Annotated in this window: 14 protein-coding genes; 12 read left to right on the top strand and 2 right to left on the bottom strand. The window is 65.3% G+C overall.

What is annotated here, in order from left to right:
• The first annotated feature begins 92 nt into the window (after positions 1–92).
• From ACH2AT_RS05630 to ACH2AT_RS05650, 5 genes are all read left to right on the top strand, one after another.
• Positions 93–1,037, top strand: coding sequence for a magnesium transporter CorA family protein (locus ACH2AT_RS05630; RefSeq protein WP_394964223.1), 945 nt, complete (start codon positions 93–95; stop codon positions 1,035–1,037).
• Between the two features lie 183 nt (positions 1,038–1,220).
• Positions 1,221–2,615 (top strand): cysteine--tRNA ligase, encoded by a 1,395-nt coding sequence (gene cysS / locus ACH2AT_RS05635; RefSeq protein ID WP_394964224.1) that lies wholly within the window; start codon positions 1,221–1,223, stop codon positions 2,613–2,615.
• Between the two features lie 102 nt (positions 2,616–2,717).
• Positions 2,718–5,684, top strand: coding sequence for a phospholipid carrier-dependent glycosyltransferase (locus ACH2AT_RS05640; protein WP_394964225.1), 2,967 nt, complete (start codon positions 2,718–2,720; stop codon positions 5,682–5,684).
• 21 nt (positions 5,685–5,705) lie between these two features.
• Positions 5,706–6,833 carry an exonuclease SbcCD subunit D gene (locus ACH2AT_RS05645; RefSeq protein WP_394964226.1) on the top strand — a complete coding sequence of 376 codons (1,128 nt, stop codon included), beginning with the start codon at positions 5,706–5,708 and terminating at the stop codon, positions 6,831–6,833.
• Positions 6,830–9,625, top strand: coding sequence for an AAA family ATPase (locus tag ACH2AT_RS05650; RefSeq protein ID WP_394964227.1), 2,796 nt, complete (start codon positions 6,830–6,832; stop codon positions 9,623–9,625). The genes ACH2AT_RS05645 and ACH2AT_RS05650 overlap by 4 nt, the downstream gene beginning before the upstream one ends.
• Before the next feature lie 62 nt (positions 9,626–9,687).
• On the opposite strand, the gene ACH2AT_RS05655 is transcribed toward ACH2AT_RS05650, so the two are convergent.
• Positions 9,688–10,911, bottom strand: coding sequence for a 6-phosphofructokinase (locus ACH2AT_RS05655; protein ID WP_394964228.1), 1,224 nt, complete (start codon positions 10,909–10,911; stop codon positions 9,688–9,690).
• Between the two features lie 174 nt (positions 10,912–11,085).
• Here ACH2AT_RS05655 and ACH2AT_RS05660 point away from each other — a divergent pair, with 174 nt between their 5' ends.
• From ACH2AT_RS05660 to ACH2AT_RS05685, 6 genes are all read left to right on the top strand, one after another.
• On the top strand, positions 11,086–12,057 hold the full coding sequence (locus ACH2AT_RS05660) for a DUF4349 domain-containing protein (protein ID WP_394964229.1): 972 nt from the start codon (positions 11,086–11,088) through the stop codon (positions 12,055–12,057).
• A gap of 191 nt (positions 12,058–12,248) precedes the next feature.
• Complete coding sequence (locus ACH2AT_RS05665) at positions 12,249–13,490, top strand: glycerate kinase (protein ID WP_394964230.1); 1,242 nt, start codon at positions 12,249–12,251, stop codon at positions 13,488–13,490.
• Between the two features lie 266 nt (positions 13,491–13,756).
• Positions 13,757–15,034: a nickel-dependent lactate racemase gene (larA, locus tag ACH2AT_RS05670; protein WP_394964231.1), complete on the top strand. Its 1,278-nt coding sequence runs from the start codon at positions 13,757–13,759 to the stop codon at positions 15,032–15,034.
• A gap of 21 nt (positions 15,035–15,055) precedes the next feature.
• On the top strand, positions 15,056–15,358 hold the full coding sequence (locus tag ACH2AT_RS05675) for a UxaA family hydrolase (RefSeq protein ID WP_177521404.1): 303 nt from the start codon (positions 15,056–15,058) through the stop codon (positions 15,356–15,358).
• Positions 15,359–15,363: 5 nt separating this feature from the next.
• On the top strand, positions 15,364–16,527 hold the full coding sequence (locus ACH2AT_RS05680) for a UxaA family hydrolase (RefSeq protein WP_177521403.1): 1,164 nt from the start codon (positions 15,364–15,366) through the stop codon (positions 16,525–16,527).
• Between the two features lie 98 nt (positions 16,528–16,625).
• Positions 16,626–18,050: a GntP family permease gene (locus ACH2AT_RS05685; RefSeq protein ID WP_330057118.1), complete on the top strand. Its 1,425-nt coding sequence runs from the start codon at positions 16,626–16,628 to the stop codon at positions 18,048–18,050.
• 190 nt (positions 18,051–18,240) lie between these two features.
• Here ACH2AT_RS05685 and ACH2AT_RS05690 read toward each other — a convergent pair whose 3' ends face one another.
• Positions 18,241–18,921 carry a GntR family transcriptional regulator gene (locus tag ACH2AT_RS05690; RefSeq protein ID WP_394964232.1) on the bottom strand — a complete coding sequence of 227 codons (681 nt, stop codon included), beginning with the start codon at positions 18,919–18,921 and terminating at the stop codon, positions 18,241–18,243.
• Positions 18,922–19,104: 183 nt separating this feature from the next.
• Between ACH2AT_RS05690 and ACH2AT_RS05695 the strand changes: the two genes are divergently transcribed.
• Positions 19,105–19,986 (top strand): AEC family transporter (locus tag ACH2AT_RS05695; RefSeq protein ID WP_394964233.1); only part of this gene is annotated, 882 nt, incomplete at its 3' end.

The raw sequence follows: 19,986 nt of genomic DNA on the forward strand, positions 1-19,986 counted from the left end.
TATGCGGCGCTTGTGCCTTTCTGTTCCCCGTGCGCTGAACACCTGCACGGGGCGGGCTTTGTGCGCCGCCGGAAAGAAAGCAGGTGTAAAATATGATCACGATTTACCTCAGCGACGGTGGCCGCATGCTGGAGCAGGATCAGATCTGCCCCGGCGCGTGGATCCACCTGTGCGACCCCAATGAAAAGGAGATCGGGCGCGTGTGCGCCCAGCTCCATGTGGACCCCGACCTTGTGCGCGCCGCCCTCGACGAAGAGGAGCGAAGCCGCATCGAGGTGGAGGACGAGGGCGGCGCCCCCTGCACCATGATCCTGGTGGACACGCCTCTTGTTCAGACCGAGGGCCACACCTTCGTTTACTCCACCATCCCCTTCGGCATCGTGCTCACCCCCCAGAACGTCATCACCGTCTGCCTGCGGGAGACGGCGCTGCCCCGCGCCTTCATGGAGGGGCTGGTGAAGGGGTGCAGCACCAAGAAGTTCAAGCGCCTGGCGCTGCAGATGCTCTACCGCAACGCCAGCCTGTTTTTGTTCTATCTGCGCCAGGTGGACAAGGCCAGCACCCGCGTGGAGAACGAGCTGCACATCAGCATGAAGAACAAAGAGCTCATCCAGATGCTGGGCCTGGAAAAGAGCCTGGTCTACTTCTCCACCTCCCTCAAGAGCAACGAACTGGTGCTGGAAAAGCTGCTGCGCATGGACTTTGTGAAGGACTACCCCGAGGACACCGACCTGTTGGAGGACGTCATCGTGGAAAACAAGCAGGCCATGGAGATGAGCGGCATCTACCGGGACATTTTGTCCGGCACCATGGACGCCTTCGCCTCGGTGATCTCCAACAACCTGAACATCGTCATGAAGCTGCTGGCCTCGGTCACCATCATCCTCACGGTGCCCACCATCGTGTCCAGCCTCTGGGGCATGAACGTGCCCGTCCCCTTCGAGGGCAGCCCCTTCGGCTTCTGGATCGTGCTGGGCGTGGCGGGCCTTGCCACCCTGGGGGCCATCCTGCTGGCCAAACTCAAGCGCTGGCTGTGAAAAACTGCGCCAAGCGGCGGGCAAAAAGCCCGCCGCGCTTTTTGCTTGAAGGGAAAAGTGCAGGTTTTCTGCGCGGCCTTGTTGCGCCCGGGGCCTTTTTTGGGTATAATGATAAAAATGAACAACCTGCGCCCCGGCAGGGCCAGAATCCCCGCCGCCGGCGCGTTAAAAGGAGCGTGCAGTATGCAGATCTACAATACGCTGACCCGCAAAAAAGAGGAGTTCATCCCCCAAACGCCGGGGGAGTACCGCATTTACGTCTGCGGCCCCACCGTCTACAACTACATCCACATCGGCAACGCCCGGCCCGTGGTGGTGTTCGACACCCTGCGCCGGTACCTTGAGTACCGGGGCAACAAGGTCTATTTTGTCTCCAACATCACCGACATCGACGACAAGCTCATCAAAAAGGCCCAGGAGCAGGGCTGCAGCATGAAGGAAGTGGCCGAGAAGTTCGAGGCCGAGTTCATCAAGGACAGCGACGGCCTGAACGCCAAGACCCCCACCGTGCGCCCCCGCGCCACCGAGCACATCGAGGAGATCCTGGACATCGTGAAGGACATCCTGGACAAGGGCTACGGCTACGTGGCCAAGAACGGCGACGTCTACTTCCGCACCCGCGCCTTCAAGGAGTACGGCAAGCTCAGCCACCTGAACCTGGAAGAACTGGAGAGCGGCAACCGCGAGCTGCGCAGCCAGATGGACGACGACCTGAAAGAGGACCCCGCCGACTTCGCCGTCTGGAAGGCCGCCAAGCCCGGCGAGCCCGCCTGGCCCAGCCCCTACGGCCCCGGCCGCCCCGGCTGGCACATCGAGTGCAGCGCCATGGCCCGCAAGCATCTGGGCAAGACCATCGATCTGCACTGCGGCGGCCAGGACCTGATCTTCCCCCACCACGAGAACGAGATCGCCCAGTCCGAGTGCGCCAACGGCTGCACCTTCAGCCGCTACTGGATGCACAACGGCTTTTTGAACATCGACAACCACAAGATGAGCAAGAGCGCGAACAACTTCTTCACCGTGCGCGAGATCGCCGAAGTGTTCGGCTACGAGCCCATCCGCTATTTCCTGCTCACCGCCGGCTACCGCATGCCTCTGAACTACACCGTGGAGCTGCTGAACAGCTGCAAGGCCAGCCTCGAGCGGCTGTACACCTGCCGCGACAACCTGGACTTCCTCATCAAGAACGCGAAGGGCGAAAGCAACCTGCTGGCGGAGAAGGCTGCCGCCGCGAAGGTGAAGTTCAACACCGCCATGGACGACGACCTGAACACCCCCGACGCTTTGGCCGCCGTGTTCGAGCTGGTGAAGGACATCAACACCCTGGGCGCGGACGCCAGCGCCGACGCGCTGAAGGCCGCCGCCGCCACCTTCGACGAGCTCACCGGCGTGCTGGGCCTGCTCTACAACCGCAAGACCGACGAGATCCCCGCCGAGGTGATGGACCTGGTGAACCAGCGCGCCGAGGCCAAGAAAGCCAAGGACTGGCCCACCGCCGACGCCCTGCGCGCCAAGATCACCGAGATGGGCTATGTGGTGGAGGACACTCCCCAGGGCCCCAAGGTGACCCGCGCCTGAGCCGCGCGCATCTTGTTTGACCGGCACGGGCCGCGAGGAACGCTGTTTTTAGCCGACAGCCCCCCGCGGCCCGTTTGATTTTGCTTTCTGAGAGGACCCGCTATGCCCAGACCTTCTGCTTTTTCTTCGGCCCGCCGCGCCCGGTGGCTGCCGCTGGCGGCGGTGCTGCTGGCGGCGCTGGCGGCGCGCTGCGGCCTGGCCCTTGTGAGCGAGGGCTATTCCAGCGACGTGGCCTGTTTTTCCGCCTGGGCGCTGCGCCTGGCCGAAAACGGGCCGGGCGAATTCTATGCCCCGGACTATTTTGCCGACTATCCCCCCGGCTACATGCTGCTGCTCTGGCCGGTGGGCCTCATCGCCCGTGCGCTGGAGCTGGAAGCGGGCGGCAAAGCGATGGGCTTTTTGATCTGCGTGGTGCCCATCCTGTGCGACCTGGGCCTTGCGGCCCTCATCGGGGCCATCGCCCGGCGGCGCTTCGGCGAAAAGCGGGCGCTGCGCTTTGCGGCCTTTGCCGCCTTCTGCCCGGCCCTTTTGTACGACACCGCCGTCTGGAAACAGGTGGACGGCGTGTTCTGCCTTCTGCTCGCCGCCGCCTTTTTGCTCCTTGAGGAAAAAAAGTGGCCCGCCGCCGCGGCGCTTTACGGCTTTGCCCTGGCGGTGAAGCCCCAGGCCCTGCTCTTCGGGCCGGCGCTGGCAGCGGCCTTCCTGGCCCCGCTGCTGGCCGCCCGGCAGCGGCGGCCCGCCCTGGCCGCCCTTGGCCGGGGCGCGGCGGGGGCCGCCCTTTCGCTGGCGGCGGCCTTTGCCTGCGCGCTGCCCTTCTGGGGCGGCCAGGACGCCGGTTGGCTGTGGGAAAAATACGCCTCCACCGCCTCCAGCTACCCCTACGCCAGCGTCAACGGATTCAACCTGCTCACCCTCTTCGGGGCCAACTGGCAGCCCCAGGACGCGCCGGCCCTCGGCCCCGTCACCTGGCAGATGCTGGGCGCGGCGGGCATCATTTTTGCCACGGCGGCCCTCGCCTATCTCTCCTGGCGCAGCTGGAAGGCCGGGCGCTTTTCGCCCCTGCTGCTGGCCGCCTTCTACGGGGCGGCGGTGTTCACCCTCAGCCACCGCATGCACGAGCGCTATATCATCCCCGCCCTGCTGCTGGTGCTGGCGGCCGCCGCCCGCTGGGGCGACAGGCGGCTGCTGGGTTCCTTCGGCCTGCTCAGCCTTTCCTCGCTGGTGAACCTTGCCATGGTGCTCACCAGCAACGGCACCGAGGACCAGTTCCTCTCCAGCGCCGCGGCGGTGGTGATGATCCGCGCCGTCAGCGCCGTGGAGGCGGCGGGTTTTGCCCTGCTGGCCTGGGCCGTCTTTGCTTTGTGCCGGGGCGAAGCGGTGCGGGAGTATGCCCTCGCCGCGCCCGCCGTCCCCGCCGTGCCCGCGCCCCAGCCGGCCTGGAGCCGCAAAGAACGCCTCACCCTGGCCCTGCTCACCCTGGCGGTGGCGGTGGTGAGCTTGTGGAATTTGGGAGACTTCACCGCCCCCCAGAACCCGCTGGACAGCGACGGCGTGACCACCCAGGTGGACGTGGAGCTGGCCTTTGACGCAACGGAACTCTGGGTCTATCCCGGCGTGTGCTGGGGCGGCAGCCTCGCCGTCTACGACGATGCGGGCGAGCAGCTGGCCGGCGTGGAGCTGGGCGGCGGCACGGTGTTCCAGTGGCTGAAAGTGGGCCTCTCCGCCCCCGCCGGGGGCAAGCTCACCCTCATGGTGGACAACGCCGAGGTGATGGAGGCCGCCTTCCGCGGCGAAGACGGCGCGCTGGTGGCGGTTTCTTCCGACAGCGCCCTCTTTGACGAGCAGCAGCTGGTGCCTGATTCCATCAGCTACAAAAACAGCATGTATTTCGACGAGATCTACCACGGCCGCACCGCCTATGAGCATCTCCACGGCATGCCGGTCTACGAGACCACCCACCCGCCGCTGGGCAAGGTGTTCATCATGCTGGGGGTGGCCCTCTTCGGCATGACCGGCTTCGGCTGGCGCGTGGCCGGAGCGGCCTTCGGCGTGGCGCTGGTGCCGGTGCTCTATCTCTTTGTGCGCCGCCTCACCCGCAAGCCCGCCTTTGCCCTCTTCGCGGCGGTGCTGGCGGCCTTCGACACCCTGCGCTTTGCCCAGAGCCGCATCGCCACCATCGACATCTACGGTACCTTCTTCATCCTGCTGGCCGCTTATTTCATGGTCTGGTACTGCCAGAGCGTGCTGGAAAAAGGGGTGGAGCAAAGCGTTCTGCCCATGGCGCTGGCAGGCCTTGCCTTTGGCCTGGGCGCTGCCAGCAAGTGGACCGGCATCTACGCCGGCGCGGGGTTGGCGGTGCTCTACTTTGGCGTTTTGTGGCAGCGGGCAAAGCAAAAGCCGCCCCGCCTCAAACAGGAGGCGGCCACCGCCCTTTGCGGCGGCGTGGTCTTTTTCGTGGCGCTGCCCCTCGTTATCTATTTCGCCAGCTATATCCCCTACTTCTGGCGGGAGGGCGGCTTCTCCCTCGCCGAGTGGTGGCAGTGCCAGGTGAACATGTACCGCTACCACAGCGGCCTGGAGGCCACCCATCCCTATGAGTCCCGCTGGTACACCTGGCCGGTCAGCGCGCGCCCGGTGTGGTACTATCTTGCCTCCGGCCTGCCGGAGGGCATGCGGGGCACCATCGCCGCTTTGGGCAACGTGCCGCTGTGGCTGGCGGCGCTGGGGGGCCTGGGCTGGTGCGGCTGGCGGCAGCTCTCCGGCAAAGGGAATGGGGCCACCGGCGCTGTGTCGGTGCTGTTCCTGGCCCAGTTCCTGCCCTGGGTGCTGGTGAGCCGCTGCACCTTCCTCTACCACTATTTCCCCAGCCTGTGGTTCGCGGTGACGGCCCTGGCGCTGGCGGAGGCGCATTTTTACGGGCGCCGCCCGGCGCTGGTCAAGGGCCTGTGCATCGGCCTTGCGGTGGCGGCGGGGCTGTTCTTCGTTTGCTACTACCCGGTCATCAGCGGGCTGCCGGTGGCCGAGTCTTATGTGAACGCCCTGCGCATCCTGCCCAGCTGGATGTTCTGAATTTGAAAGGAGGCAAGCGCCGTGCGGCTGCTTCATCTCTCCGACCTGCACCTGGGCCGCCGCCTGTGCGAGGCCGACCTCTTTGAGGACCAGAAATATATCCTGGACCAGATCGTCTCCATCGCCCTCTCCGAAGGGGTGCAGGGAGTGCTGGTGGCGGGGGACGTCTACGACAAGGGTGTGCCCGGCGTGGGCGCGGTGAACCTGTGGGACCACTTCCTCACCGCCCTGTGCGAGAACCATCTGCCGGTGTGGGCCATCAGCGGCAACCACGACTCGGCCGAGCGCCTTGCCTTCGGCGGGCGGCTGCTGGAGCGCAGCGGGGTGCATCTGGCCTCGGTGTTCTCCGGGCGGATGGAACGCTTTGAGACCCGGGACGAGCACGGTCCCCTCACAATCTGGGCCCTGCCCTTTGTGCGCCCGGCGGCGGTGCGGGCCTTTTTCCCTGATGACACCATCGAAAATTACACCGACGCGGCGGCCGCCCTGGTGCGGGCCGCCGCCCCGGACGCGGGCGGGCGGAACATCCTCATCGCCCACCAGTTCGTCACCGCCGGGGCGGCTTGCCCCGCCGCCAGCGGCTCGGAACTTTTGAACCTGGGCACCCTGGACAATGTGGACGCCTCCGCCTTTGACCTTTTCGACTATGTGGCCCTGGGCCACATCCACGCCGCCCAGCAGGTGGGCCGGGAAGAGGTCCGCTACTGCGGCTCGCCCCTGGCTTATTCCGTCAGCGAGGCGCTGGGCCAAAAGAGCGTCACGGTGGTGGACGTGGGCCCCAAGGGGCAGGTGCGCACGAAACAGGTGCCCCTGTCGCCCCTGCGCCCCCTGCGCCGGGTGCAGGGCCCGCTGGAAGCCCTGCTGCAAAGCGCCGTGTCCAGCAATGATTACATCTATGCCCGGCTCACCGACAAAACGCCGCCGCTGGACCCCGCCGCCCGGCTGCGCAGCGTCTACCCCAATCTGGTGCGGCTGGAGTTCGTTCTGCCGGACGTTCCCGAGACCGACGCGCCCGCCCTGCGCGAGATCGCCATGCGCACGCCCCGGCAGCTGTTCGAGGAGTTTTATCGGAGCGTCCACGGCAGGGAACTGGATGACGAGGAAAAAGCCTTTCTGGACGACGTGCTGGGAGAGGAGGCGGAAGGATGAGACCTTTGCATCTGCGCCTTTCGGCCTTCGGCCCCTACGCCGGGGAGGAGACGCTGGAACTGGACAAGCTGGGCTCCAGCGGGCTGTTCCTGGTCACCGGCGACACCGGGGCGGGCAAGACCACCCTGTTTGACGCCATCAGCTATGCCCTGTTCGGCCAGCTTTCCGGCGGGGTGCGCAGCCTTGACACCGTGCGCAGCGACTACGCCGAGCCCGACCGGGAGACCTTTGTGGAGCTGACCTTCCTGCACCGGGGCAAAGAATACACCGTGCGCCGCACCCCCCAGTACCAGCGGCCCAAAAAGCGGGGCGAGGGGCAGGTGACCCAGGCGGCCACCGCCCTCTTCCTTGCGCCGGGCCGCCCGCCGGTGGAAAAGGTGGGGGAGGTGGACGCCGCCGTCCGGGAACTGCTGGGCATGGACGGCGAGCAGTTCCGCCAGATCGCCATGATCGCCCAGGGCCAGTTCACCGAGCTGCTCAACGCCCCGGGCGAACGGCGCAGCGCCGTGCTGCGGCAGATCTTCGGCACCGCCGGCTGCCGCGCCGTGCAGGACAAGCTGCGCGCCGCTGCCGCCGAGGCCGCCCGCGCCGTGGAACAGCAGGACGCCGCCCTGCGGCAGGCCTTCGCCGCCTTCAAGCTGCCCGAAGAGGACGCGGAGGCCCGCCCCCTGGGGGATATCCTGGCCGATGAGGCCGCCGTCTGGCGCTGCGACGAGGTGCTGGCCCAGGCCGCGGCCCTCTGCGCCGCCGATGAGGCCGCCTGCGCCGCCGCCGAAGCCCGGAGCAAGACCCTGGACGCCGAGGCCGAGGCCGCCGCCGCCCAACTGGAAGCGGCCCGCCAGGCCGCCGCGCTCCATGCCGCCGCTGCCGAAGCGGCCCGGAAGCTGGCGGAACTGGAAGCGCAGCAGCAGGAGCGCAAAGAGCGCTACGCCGCTCTCGGCCAGGTGCGCGCCGCGCTGGAACAGACGGAATTGCAGGCCCGCCAGCAGGAGGCCCAGCTGCCCGCCTACCAGCGACGGGAGGAACAGCGCGCCCTGCGAAAACAGCTGGAAGAAAAACTGGAACAGTGCGAAGCGGGCCGCCGCGCCGCCGCCGAAGAGCAAAAGCGGCTGGAAGAGGAGAGCGCCCGCCTTGCCGGGCAGGCCAGGGGAGCCCAGGAGGCCCGCCGGCGGCAGGCCGCCGCCGAAGCCGCCCGGGACGCGCTGGATGTGCGCCTTGCCCAGACCGGCACGGCGCTGGACGCCGCCCGCCGCCTGCGGGGCGTGCAGCAGGCCGCCCGGGACGCGGCCGCTGCCTTCGCCGCCGCCCAGGGGGAATACGCCCGGGCCAAGGGCGAGTACGACGCCGCCGAGGCCCTGTTCTGGCAGGGGCAGGCAGGCCTGCTGGCCGCCGGGCTGATCGAGAACGCCCCCTGCCCGGTGTGCGGCAGCCTGCGCCATCCCGCCCCCGCGAAGCCGGCCCAGGGCGCGCCCGACCGGGCCGGCCTGCAGGCGGCAAAGAAAGAACTGGAAAAACTGCACTCGAGCTATCAAAAAGCCGCCGAGGCCAGCGGCGCGGCCCAGGCCGCCGGCGAGGCCGCCCGAGAGGAATTTCTGCGGCTGGCCGCCGCAGCCCTGACCCAGTGGGGCGGGCAGGCCCCCGACGCGCCCCGCCAGGCCGCCCTTGCGCTGAAAGAGGCAAAGGCAAAAGGCGAAGCTGCCCGCTCCGAGGCCGAAGCCCAGGCCAAAGCCGCCCGAACGGCCGCCGAGGCGGGGGAGAAGGCGGAGCAGGATCTGCCCCGATGCCAGCAGAAGCTGGAAGCCTGCCGCAAAAAGCAGGAACAGCTTGCACAAGAAGGCGCCGGGTGTTCGGCGCGGCTGGCCGCCGCCCGCACCCTGGAAGAGGAGCTGGGGGCCAGCCTGCCCTTTGCGGGGGAGGCCGAAGCCCGGCGGGCGCTGGACGAACTGCGGAAAAAGGCGCAGGGCCTTTCCGATGAATTGAAAGCAGGGGAGAAAGCCTGGAGCGGGTTTGGCGAGCGGCTGGCCGCAGCCCGCACTCTGGCGCAGCAGCGCAAAGAGGATCTGACCCGGGCCGCCGACCCCGCCGAAGCGCAGGCGCTGGCCGCCGCGCTGGCGGACGTGAACATCCGGCGCACCGCCCTGCAAAACCGCTGGCGGGCACTCAACGCCCGCCTCTTGGCCAACCGGGACGCCGCCGCCCGGGTGAAGGCGCTGGCAAAGCAGGCGCAGGCCGCCCGCCGCCGGGCCCGCGTGGCCGACAATCTTCACCGCACCGCCGGCGGCACCCTTACCGGGGGCCTTGGCAAGCAGCAGTTTGAGCAGTATGTGCTGGTGGCTTATTTTGAAAGCGCCGTCAACGCCGCCAACCGGCGGCTGGCCTTCATGACCGGCGGCCAGTACCAGCTGCTCTGCCATGGCGCGGCACAGAGCCGGGGCCAGAGCGCCCTGGACCTGGACGTGCTGGACAACTACACCGGCAAGCGGCGCAGCGTGCGCTCGCTGTCCGGCGGCGAGACCTTCCAGGCGGCGCTGGCGCTGGCCCTGGGCCTTTCGGACGCCATCCAGCAGTACGCCGGCGGGGTGCAGATCGACACCCTGTTCGTGGACGAGGGTTTCGGCAGCCTGGATGCCGACAGCCTGGAAAACGCCATTGCCACCCTCCAAAGCCTTGCGGACGGCAAGCGGCTGGTGGGGGTCATCAGCCACGTGGCCGAGCTGCGCGCCCGGCTGGAAAAGCAGGTGCTCGTCACCAAGACCCCCCGGGGCAGCCACATCGCCCTGCGGGAGCTTTAAAAACACAAACGGCCGCCCCGGGGAAGGAAAGTCCCTTCCGCCGGGGCGGCGCTCTGTTTCCTTTAAAGGGTGATGTGCCGGGGCACGCCGTTCACGAACATGGGGGTCAGCTCGCCCTGGATCAGCGGCCGGGCGTAGGCCTCGAAGGCGGCGTTCACATGCATGCCGTCCGGCTCGATCCACTCCAGCGGCACGGTCTTTTCCGCGTTGGCCACCTGATGCACGTCCACCAGCTCGGTGCCGCACAGATAAGGCTGGTCGCTCAGCCGTTTGAGGGCGGCCATGCAGCCGGTGCGGCCTTCCAGCGCCGCCATCACCGCCGCGCCGCCCGCCCGGTAGGCCTCGCTGATGTCGGTGCGGCTGGCCAGGTGCCCTGCGCACCGCTGCAGGGTGGAAAGCTCGATGGCCCGGCTTTTGCAGCCCAGCTCGCTCTGGATGAGCCCCGCCAGATAGCGGCTGGTGCCCGAGAGCATGGCCTTGTGGCCAAAGGCGTCCAGCGCGCCGCCCTCGCCCGCGAGGTCGCACAGGAAGCGGCCCTGTCGGTCCTTCACGCCCTCGCTGGCGGCGATGATGACGCTCTCCTTCTGCTTTTGCAGCCGGTCCACCCGCCGCAGGAACAGCTTCGGGTCAAAGGGCACTTCCGGCAAAAGGATGAGGTCCGGCCCGTCGCAATCGTCCCCTTTGGAAAGGCTGGCCGCGCCCGCCAGCCAGCCGGCGTGGCGGCCCATAATCTCCGCCACCGTCACGCTGCGCAGGTCGTAGGCGTTGGAGTCGCGGATGACCTCTTTCATGATGGTGGCGATGTACTTCGCCGCCGAGCCGAAGCCCGGGGTGTGGTCGGTGCAGACCAGGTCGTTGTCGATGGTCTTGGGCACCCCCACAAAGCGGATGGGGCTGCCGATGGCCTCGCCGTAGGCGGAGAGCTTGGCGATGGTGTCCATGCTGTCGTTGCCGCCGATGTAGAGCACCGCGTCCACCTGATAGCGGGCGAACAGCTCAAACAGCGTCTCGTACACCTCGTCCCCCGCCACCGGCGCGGGCAGCTTGTAGCGGCAGCTGCCAAGATAAGAGGAAGGGGTGCGCTTGAGCAGCTCGATCTTCAGATCGCTGTCGAACAGGCGGGTCAGGTCTGCCACCTGCCCCTTCAAAAGCCCCTCGATGCCGTGCTGCATGCCCAGCACCCGCACCGCGCCGCTGCTGCGGGCGGTCTCGAACACGCCGGCGAGGCTCGAGTTGATGACGGCGGTGGGGCCGCCGCTCTGACCTACCATGAAATTCATCGGCACACTTCCTTTGTTCTTCGTTGTTCTGGCCGACGGCACTTGCGCCGGCATGCCCTGCCTATTATACTGTATTTAAAGGGCCGGCGCAATAATCGCCGCCGCCGTTTCGTTTAAAAAGCAGAGACGCCCGCGGCCCGCCGGCCGGGGCACACAGGCACAAAAAAAGGAGGGACCACCATGAAACGAGCAACCAGCCTTTTGCTGGCGCTGGCGCTGTGCGCCGGGCTGCTGGCCGGATGCGGGGCTTCGTCGGGCGGTACGGCTGCCGCCATGCCAAACTCGACCGTCGTCGAAGAGGGAAGCTTGGACTTCGCCACCGGCGAGGCCGCCGACGCGGGCCTTTCCGGCACCGAGGCGGACCGCCTTTCCCCCAATGACGGGCGCAAGATCATCTACAACGCCTCGCTGGAGATGGAGACCGAAGAGTTCGACGCCACCCGCGACAAGCTGCTGGAAGCGGCGGAAACCGCCTCCGCCTGGGTGCAGAGCAGCGACGAGGGCGGCAGCGCCGAGGCGGGCGACCGCTGGGTGCGCTACACCTTCCGGGTGCCCAGCGACAGCTACGCTGATTTTCTGAACGACGCGGCCGCCGCAGGCAGCGTGACCTACAAGAGCGAGACCACCGAGGACGTGACCGCCGATTATGTGGATCTGGAGGCCCGGCTGGAGAGCCTGCGCACCCAGGAGGCCCGCCTTTTGGAGCTGGCGGGCCAGGCGGGAGACCTGGCGGACCTTCTGGCCATTGAGGAGCAGCTGGCCCAGGTGCGCTATGAAATTGAAAGCTACACCGGGCAGCAGCGGGTCTACGACAGCCTGCTGGCTTACTCCACCGTGGACGTTTCGCTGGACGAGGTGCGCATCCTCACCCCCGTGAGCAACAACTTCGGCTCCCGCGCCGTTACCGCCTTCAAGGAAAGCTGGCACAACTTTGCAAACGGCGTGCAGGACGTGGCCATCGGCCTCATCTACCTGCTGCCGGCGCTGCTGGTGCTGGCGGTCGTCGTGCTGGCGGTGTTTGCCATCCTGCGCGCTGCGCGCCGCCGCAGGCCTCAAAAGCCCGTCCAGCCGCCGCCCGCGCCGGCGGCCCCGGCCCCCGGAACCGGGGCTGCGGGGGAGAAGCCCGCGCCCAAATACGGGCCGGAACAGTAAAAGCAAAAAAAGCAGGGCATGCGCCGCATGCCCTGCTTTTTTGCATAGTGGAGATTTTCAGAACAAAAGCTTATGAAAAACGCCAGTTGCGCCCCGGGGCAAATCGTGCTAATAATGAACTAACAACAGGTTTTGTATACAATCCCGGGCCGGTCCCGCCGGCCCGAGGCCAGTGAAGGAGGAAGGAATCTATGTCCACATTGCGCGAGGACGCAGACAGGATCATCAAGGCGGCGCTGGAAGCCGCCCTGCCCGACAACGCGGTGAAAAAGGCGCTGGAAGGGCACGCCTTCAGCGGCGGCCGGGTGCGGCTGGTGGCCGCAGGCAAGGCGGCCTGGCAGATGGCAAAGACCGCCAGCGACCTTTTGGGCAGCCGCATCGAGGCGGGCGTGGTGGTGACCAAATACGGCCACAGCATGGGCCCCATCGCCAATTTCGACATCTGGGAGGCGGGCCACCCCGTGCCGGACGAAAACAGCTTCCGGGGCGCCCAGGCGGCCATCGACCTGGTGAAGGACCTCAGCGCCGAGGACACGGTGCTGTTCCTCGTTTCCGGCGGCGGCTCGGCCCTGTTTGAAAAAACGCTGGTCAGCGGCGAGGAGCTGGCGGACATCACCCAGCAGCTGCTGGCCTGCGGGGCGGACATCGTGGAGATCAACACCCTGCGCAAGCGCCTTTCCGCGGTGAAGGGCGGCAAGTTCGCCCAGATCTGCGCCCCGGCCCAGGTGTACAGCATCGTTCTGTCCGACATTCTGGGCGACCCGCTGGACATGATCGCCTCCGGCCCGGCTTATCCTGATTCCTCCACCGCCGCCGACGCCAAGGCCATCATCGCGAAATACGGCCTGAAGATGAGCGAGGCGGCCCTGGGGCTGATGGAAGTGGAGACCCCGAAGCAGCTGGACAACGTGACCACCAGGATCACCGGCAGCGTGCGCCAGCTGTGCGCCGCAGCCAAGGCCGCCTGCCGGGAGCTGGGCTATGAGCCGGTGGTCCTCACCGACTGCCTGGCCTGTGAAGCCCGGGAGGCCGGCGCCTTTTTGGGCGCCATTGCCCGCACCCATTCCGAGGCCGACCACTCCCTGGCCTTCATCGCCGGCGGCGAGACGGTGGTGCACCTCACCGGCAAGGGCAAGGGCGGGCGCAACCAGGAGCTGGCGCTGGGCGCGGCCCAGGGCATTGCCGGCCTTTCCGGCGCGGCGGTGTTCAGCGTGGGGTCCGACGGCACCGACGGCCCCACCGACGCCGCGGGCGGCTATGTGGACTACACCACCGCCTCCCGCCTGAAAGAGCAGGGCGTGGACATCTTCGAGACCCTCAGAAACAACGACGCTTACCATGCGCTGCAAAAAGTGGACGGCCTTGTGATCACCGGCCCCACCGGCACCAATGTGAACGACGTGGCGGTGCTGCTGATCAAGCGTGAAATTTAATTCATTGAAAAGGAAAAATATCCGGCTGTAGGCGGCGGGGCGTTTGCTCCGCCGCCTGTTCTTTTATTCACGATTCGTTCATATAATGTGTTGTAAAATTGCACGATTTCCATGGGCAACTTGCTAAAATTTACGTAAAATTGTTGACATGCGACAAATTTAGGCGTAGAGTTAGGATGTCGGACGAAAATTGTATACAAAATGCAATTTGCGAAAAACTTTCCAACGTAACACTTTTTTTGCATGGAGAAAGAAGGAGTAAACGGATGAAAACCATCAAGATCCCTTACTACACCTCCACTTTGGACCTGCATGTGGACGAAGCCAACCTGAAGGCCGTCGTCACCGCAAAAATGCACGAGTACAAAGCGGCAAAAAGCGAAGCGGAGCTGGTAAAGGACGCCCTGGCGCACCCCATCGGCTCCAAGACCCTGCGGGAGCTGGCCGTGGGCAAGAAAAAGGTCACCCTGGTCACCAGCGACCACACCCGCGCGGTGCCCAGCAAGCTGACCCTGCCCATCCTGCTGGCGGAGATCCGCGCCGGCAACCCGGACGCGGACATCACCATCCTCATCGGCACCGGCCTGCACCGGCCCACCACCGAGGAAGAGCAGCGGCGCATGTTCGGCGACGCCATCGTGGACAACGAGAAGATCGCCGTGAACAACGCCTTTGAGCCGGACGACTTCGTCAAGGTGTGCGACCTGCCCAGCGGCGCCGAGTTCTTCTGCAACAAGATCGCCGTGGACTGCGACCTGCTGGTCTGCGAGGGCTTCATCGAGCCCCACTTCTTCGCCGGCTTCTCCGGCGGGCGCAAGAGCATCCTGCCCGGCATCTGCAACGCCGCCACCGTGAACGAGAACCACAGCTACAAGGCCATCGCCGATCCCCATTCGGTCACCGGCGTGCTGGAGGGCAACCCCATCCACAAAGACATGGTCTGCGCCGCCCGCGCGGTGAACGTGCAGTTCATCATGAACGTTGCGCTGGACGGCGAAAAGAAGGTCGTGGCCGCCTGGGCCGGCGATTTGGAGGAGGCCCATGCCGCGGGCGTCCAGTTCATCCGCGAGCAGAGCCAGTGCCCCAGCATCGAGGGCGACATCGTCATCACCTCCAACGGCGGCTATCCGCTGGACCAGAACCTCTACCAGAGCCCCAAGGCGGTTGCCACCGCCGAAGCCTGCGCCGGCGACGACGGCGTTATCATCATGTGCTGCTCCTGCTGCGACGGCATGGGCGGAACGAACTTTGAAAAGCTCATCACCCTGGGCACCGTGGACGAGATCGACGCCTACCTCTCCAAGATCCCGCCCAAGGAGACCATCTCCGAGCAGTGGTGCCCCCAGATCTACTCCCGCATCCTGCGCCACCACAAGGTGATCCTGGTCACCACCTACCTGGACCCCGAAGAGGTGCGCAAGGCCAACATGATCCCCGCCTCCACCCCGGACGAGGCGCTGGAGATCGCCTATGGCATCAAGGGCAAAGACGCCAGCGTCGTGGTCATTCCCGACGGCGTGAGCGTGATGGCCGTCAAAGGCTGAATTGAGCAAAGGAGAACAGCTATGGATCTGAAACTTGCGCTGAAAGTCAGCGACAAAGACAACGTCGCCACCATCTTCGCCGACGGCATCGTGGACGGCACCGAGGTGGAGATCCGCGACAAGCGGGGCGACAGCGAAAAGGTGCACGTCATCGGCGACGTGCCCTTCGGCCACAAGATCGCCGTGCGGGATATCCACAAGGGCGAACTGATCATGAAGTACGGCGAAGAGATCGGCATCGCCACCAAAGAGATCAAAAAAGGCGAATACGTGCACATCCACAACCTGGACAGCATGCGCGGCCGCGGCGACTGGAAGGAGTAAGCGATATGGAATTTATGGGTTATGTGCGTCCGGACGGCAAGGTGGGCGCGCGCAACTATGTGGGCGTTATCCCCAGCGTGACCTGCGCCAACGACGTGGCCCAGGCCATCTGCCGCCAGGTCATGGGCACCGTGTCCTTCCTGCATCACCAGGGCTGCTGCCAGATGCCGCCCGACCTGGAGCGGGTCACCGACACCCTCATCAGCCTGGGCAAGAGCCCCAACCTGGCCAGCGTGCTGGTGGTCAGCCTGGGCTGCGAAGGCACCGACCATGAGCGCATGGTCAAGGAGATCGCCGCCACCGGCAAGCATGTGGAGATCATCCACATCCAGGAGCTGGGCGGCGTGTCCAAGGCCATCCAGGCCGGCACCGACATCGCCCGCCGCCTGGTCATCGAGGCGTCCGGCCTGCAGCGCCAGCCGGTGGATGTGTCCAACATCGTCATGGCCATCAAGTGCGGCGCGTCCGACACCACCAGCGGCATGGCTTCCAACTGCGTGATCGGCTATGTGGCCGACAAGCTGGTGGACCTTGGGGCCACCGTCATCTTCGGCGAGACCACCGAGTTCATCGGCGGTGAGCATCTGCTGGCCCGCCGCGCTGTCTCCAAGGAAGTGGGCGACAAGATCTTCAAGATCGTCAACGACATGGAGAACCGTGCCAAAGCCATCGGCTGCGACATGCGCAAAGGCCAGCCCACCCCCGGCAACATTGCCGGCGGCCTGTCCAGCATCGAGGAAAAGACCCTGGGCGCCATTGTGAAATCCGGCACCCGCCCCATCCAGGGCGTTTTGGACTACCCCGAATTCGTCACCGACCAGAAGGGCCTGTGGATCAAAGACACCCCGGGCCGCGAGCCCGAGATCCTCACCGGCATGGCTGCCACCGGCGCCCAGTTCATGATGTTCAGCACCGGCCGCGGCGCGCCCCAGGGCTTCCCCTGCATGCCCGTGGTCAAGATCTGCGGCAACCCCATCACCTACCCCCGCATGGAGCAGGATATGGACCTGAACGCCGGCCTCATCATCACCGGCGACAAGACCATCGAACAGGTGGGCGAGGAAGCCTTCGCCAAGGCCCTGCGCACCCTCTCCGGCGAGATGACCAAGAACGAGGCCATCCAGTACGTCAGCTCCATCGACATCCACTGCCTGGGCCCGGTCATCTGACCTTTTTTTCCGTTTCCCGGCGCGGGGCCGCGCCAGCTGATATGTTACACATTCCCAATGGCAAAATTCATTTGATTGTTTGAGAAGGAGTGAATCATATGAATCCAGTATTGGCGATGTTGATCGGTATCGTCGTTATGATGGTCCTGATCATCTTCACCCGGATGCATGCATGCCCGGCGCTGATCATCTCCGCTGTGCTGATCGGCGTGCTCTCCAACAGCATCCCCCTGTCCCAGGTCGTTTCCACCGTGACCGGCGGCTTCGGCTCCACCATGACAAGCATCGGCATCGTGATCGGCTTCGGCTGCATCATGGGCATCTTCCTGGAAAGAAGCGGCGCCGCCAAGCGCATGGCGCTGACCATTCTGAAGATCGTGGGCGTCAAGCGCGCCGACGTGGTGCTGGGCCTCACCGGTTTCGTGGTGTCCATCCCCGTGTTCTGCGATTCCGGCTTCGTGATCCTGTCCAGCCTGGCCAAAGAGTTCAGCCGTCTGACCAAGAAGTCCATGGTCGGCCTGGGCGGCATCCTGGCAATGGGCCTGTACATCACCCACTTCCTGGTTCCCCCCACCCCCGGCCCTCTGGCCGTTGTGGGCACCTTCCAGGATAACGGGCTGAACGTTGACCTGGGCATGTTCATCATCTACGGCCTGCTGCTGTCCATCCCCGTTTTCATCTTCGCGGTTCCTCTGTTCCGCTGGTTCGGCAGCAAGCACCCCGAGTTCATCGTTCCCTCCGAGATCGACCGCTCCAAGTACACTGAAGCCCAGCTGGCGGTCCTGGACCGCATCGAGGCCAAGACCAAGGCCGGCAAGGAGCTGGAAAACTCCGATTTTGAAGAGCTGCTGAGCACCGAAAAGCTGCCCGGCGCCGGCATCAGCTTCACCATGCTGCTGCTGCCCGTCCTGCTGATCCTTATGAACACCGTTGTCAGCCAGACCTCTCTGGTGGGCACCCTTCCCGGCGATATCCTGACCTTCCTTGGCCAGCCCATCATCGCTCTGTTTATCTCCCTGTGCCTGGGCGCCTTCGTGCTGGCCCGCGATCTGGATAACAAGACCGTTGTGGATATGATGAACGACGCCCTGAAGGACGCCGGCCCCATCGTGTACATCACCGCCGCCGGCGGCGCGCTGGGCGCCGTCGTCAACGCCTCCGGCGCTGCCGGCATCATCGCCGACTGGCTGGTTGCCACCGGCATCCCCGGCATCGCTGTGCCTCTGCTCATCGGCACCATCATGCGCTTCCCCCAGGGCAGCGGCACCACCGCTATGATCACCGGCTCCGCCATTGTGGGCCCGATGGTCGCCACTCTGGGCGTCAACCCCTACATCGCCGGCCTTGCCATCTGCATGACCGCTATGTGCCCCTCTTACCTGAATGATAGTTATTTCCATGTGGTCACCAACTTCAGCGGCATGGACATCAAGACCAGCCTGAAGACCTGGAGCATCGGCTCCATCCTGGTGCCCATCGTGGGCTCGATCATCCTGATCATTGCCAGCATCTTCATTCACTAAGAGAAGTTGAACTGCATCTTTTGCATCGCAGATGCGCAAAAGATGAAATCTGCTGGAATGTGTAATGCGCGCCGGCCCCCCGCTCAAGGGTTTACGTAAACCCTTGAGCGGGGGGCCGGCCATTTTTGCAAAAAGCCCGGCGCGCTTGTCGAAAGGGAAGCGCGCCGGGCGCATTTGATGTGTTCGCGCCTTATTCCAGAGGCTGGTTGGTCTGCTTGCTGATGAGGTACTCGTTGATCTTGTCCCGTGCCAGCTCCAGATGGCGGCGGTTCACCCGGTCCGCCTCTTCCACGTTGCCGGTGAGCAGGCAGTGGACGACGGTGGTGTGCTCCACCAGCGATTCGCGGAAGCGGCGCTTTGACTCCAGCGAGTAGATGCGGAACTGCTGGACCTGGGCCGAGATCCGCTGGTACATATCTTCCACCAGGCGGTTGCCGCCGATGCGGATGATGAGCCCGTGAAGCTGGCAGTCTGCCTCGATGTGCTTTTTCATATCCTGCCGCTCGTGGTAATAGGTGATCTGATCCAGGCAGTGCATCAGCTCCTGCTTGTGCTCGGTGGTCATGAACTGCACCGAGCGCTGGATGCAGTAGCTCTCCAAAAGCACGCGCACGTCAAAGATCTCCTGGATGTCCCGGGGGGTGAACTCGCGCACGAAAACGCCCCGGTTGGGCAATTCCACCACCAGGCCGTCCGCCGCAAGACGGCGCAGAGCCTCCCGCACCGGGCTGCGGCTGACGCTCAGCGAGCGTGCCAGCTCCACTTCGTTCAGCCGCTGGCCGGGCTCGTAGCGGCCGTCGCAGATGTTCTCCTTGATGGCGTTGTAGACCTGCGTGCGGATATTCACCACAGCGTTTTCTTTCCCAAACATACAGCACATCTCCCACGTGGGGTAATCTTTCGGCTTCTATTATACCATAGTTGCATATTTTTGTGTCCATTGCCAAAAAAAGATTTTTTTCGCGGCGGCGCTGGCCTTTTGGCCCCGTTTGTGATAGGGTTACTAAGGTACGGCAAAAGGCCGCAGCCACAAGAATGAAAGGACTGAGGGACGTTGGCGGAAGTTTTGCGGCATTCCGCGTCGTATGTGTTCATCCTGGCATTGGGCTGTTTCCTCAAGCGGGTGGGCGTGTTTGGCAAACAGGACTACAAGGTGCTCACCCAGGTGGTGCTGTGCATCACGCTGCCCGCGGCTGTCATCACCAATTTCGCTTCCATGGAGTGGCGCGCCAGCCTTCTGGTGCTGCCGGCGCTGGGCTTCTCCCTGTGCTGCGTCATGATGCTGCTGGGCCAGTTTTTGAGCCGCCGCTGCGACGCTTCCACCCGCGCCCTGTTCATCATCAACAGCCCGGGCTACAACATCGGGGCCTTTGCGCTGCCCTTTGTGCAGAGCTACCTCGGGCCTGAGGCGGTGGTGGCCGCCTGCCTGTTCGACGTGGGCAACGCCATCATCTGCACCGGCGGCAGCTATGCCTGGGCCAGCGGCGTGCTCCATGTGGGCGGCAAGCCCCTGCGCCCGGTGGATATCCTCAAAAAGCTGGGCAGCTCGGTGCCCTTTGTCACCTACGTCGCCATGCTGGTGCTGGTGATGGCGGGCGTGCAGCTGCCCGAAGGGCTGGTGGAGTTCATCAGCCCCATCGCGGCGGCCAACCCCTTTGCGGCCATGCTGATGATCGGCGCCATGTTCGATGTGGACCTGCGCCCGGAATACCTGCGCCGGGTGGGCCAGGTGGTGGGCCTGCGGCTGGCCTCGGCGCTGCTGGTCTCGGTGGCGGTCTACCACGTTGCGCCGCTGCCTTTGGAGATACGGCAGGTGCTGGCGGTGATGGCGTTCGCCCCCGCCTCGGTGACCTCGCCCGCCTTCACCGCCAGATGCGGCGGCGACGGCGGCCTTGCCAGCTGCATCAACTCCATCACCATCCTCTGCGGCGTGGTG

It is taken from the genome of Candidatus Allofournierella excrementigallinarum, assembly GCF_944388085.1.
GTDB classification, from domain to species: domain Bacteria; phylum Bacillota; class Clostridia; order Oscillospirales; family Ruminococcaceae; genus Allofournierella_A; species Allofournierella_A excrementigallinarum.

Coding starts and splice junctions, on each gene's coding strand:
- ACH2AT_RS05630 (WP_394964223.1), top strand. CDS start 93: ATGATCACGATTTACCTCAGCGACGGTGGCCGCATGCTGGAGCAGGAT.
- cysS (WP_394964224.1), top strand. CDS start 1,221: ATGCAGATCTACAATACGCTGACCCGCAAAAAAGAGGAGTTCATCCCC.
- ACH2AT_RS05640 (WP_394964225.1), top strand. CDS start 2,718: ATGCCCAGACCTTCTGCTTTTTCTTCGGCCCGCCGCGCCCGGTGGCTG.
- ACH2AT_RS05650 (WP_394964227.1), top strand. CDS start 6,830: ATGAGACCTTTGCATCTGCGCCTTTCGGCCTTCGGCCCCTACGCCGGG.
- ACH2AT_RS05660 (WP_394964229.1), top strand. CDS start 11,086: ATGAAACGAGCAACCAGCCTTTTGCTGGCGCTGGCGCTGTGCGCCGGG.
- ACH2AT_RS05665 (WP_394964230.1), top strand. CDS start 12,249: ATGTCCACATTGCGCGAGGACGCAGACAGGATCATCAAGGCGGCGCTG.
- larA (WP_394964231.1), top strand. CDS start 13,757: ATGAAAACCATCAAGATCCCTTACTACACCTCCACTTTGGACCTGCAT.
- ACH2AT_RS05675 (WP_177521404.1), top strand. CDS start 15,056: ATGGATCTGAAACTTGCGCTGAAAGTCAGCGACAAAGACAACGTCGCC.
- ACH2AT_RS05680 (WP_177521403.1), top strand. CDS start 15,364: ATGGAATTTATGGGTTATGTGCGTCCGGACGGCAAGGTGGGCGCGCGC.
- ACH2AT_RS05685 (WP_330057118.1), top strand. CDS start 16,626: ATGAATCCAGTATTGGCGATGTTGATCGGTATCGTCGTTATGATGGTC.
- ACH2AT_RS05690 (WP_394964232.1), bottom strand. CDS start 18,921: ATGTTTGGGAAAGAAAACGCTGTGGTGAATATCCGCACGCAGGTCTAC.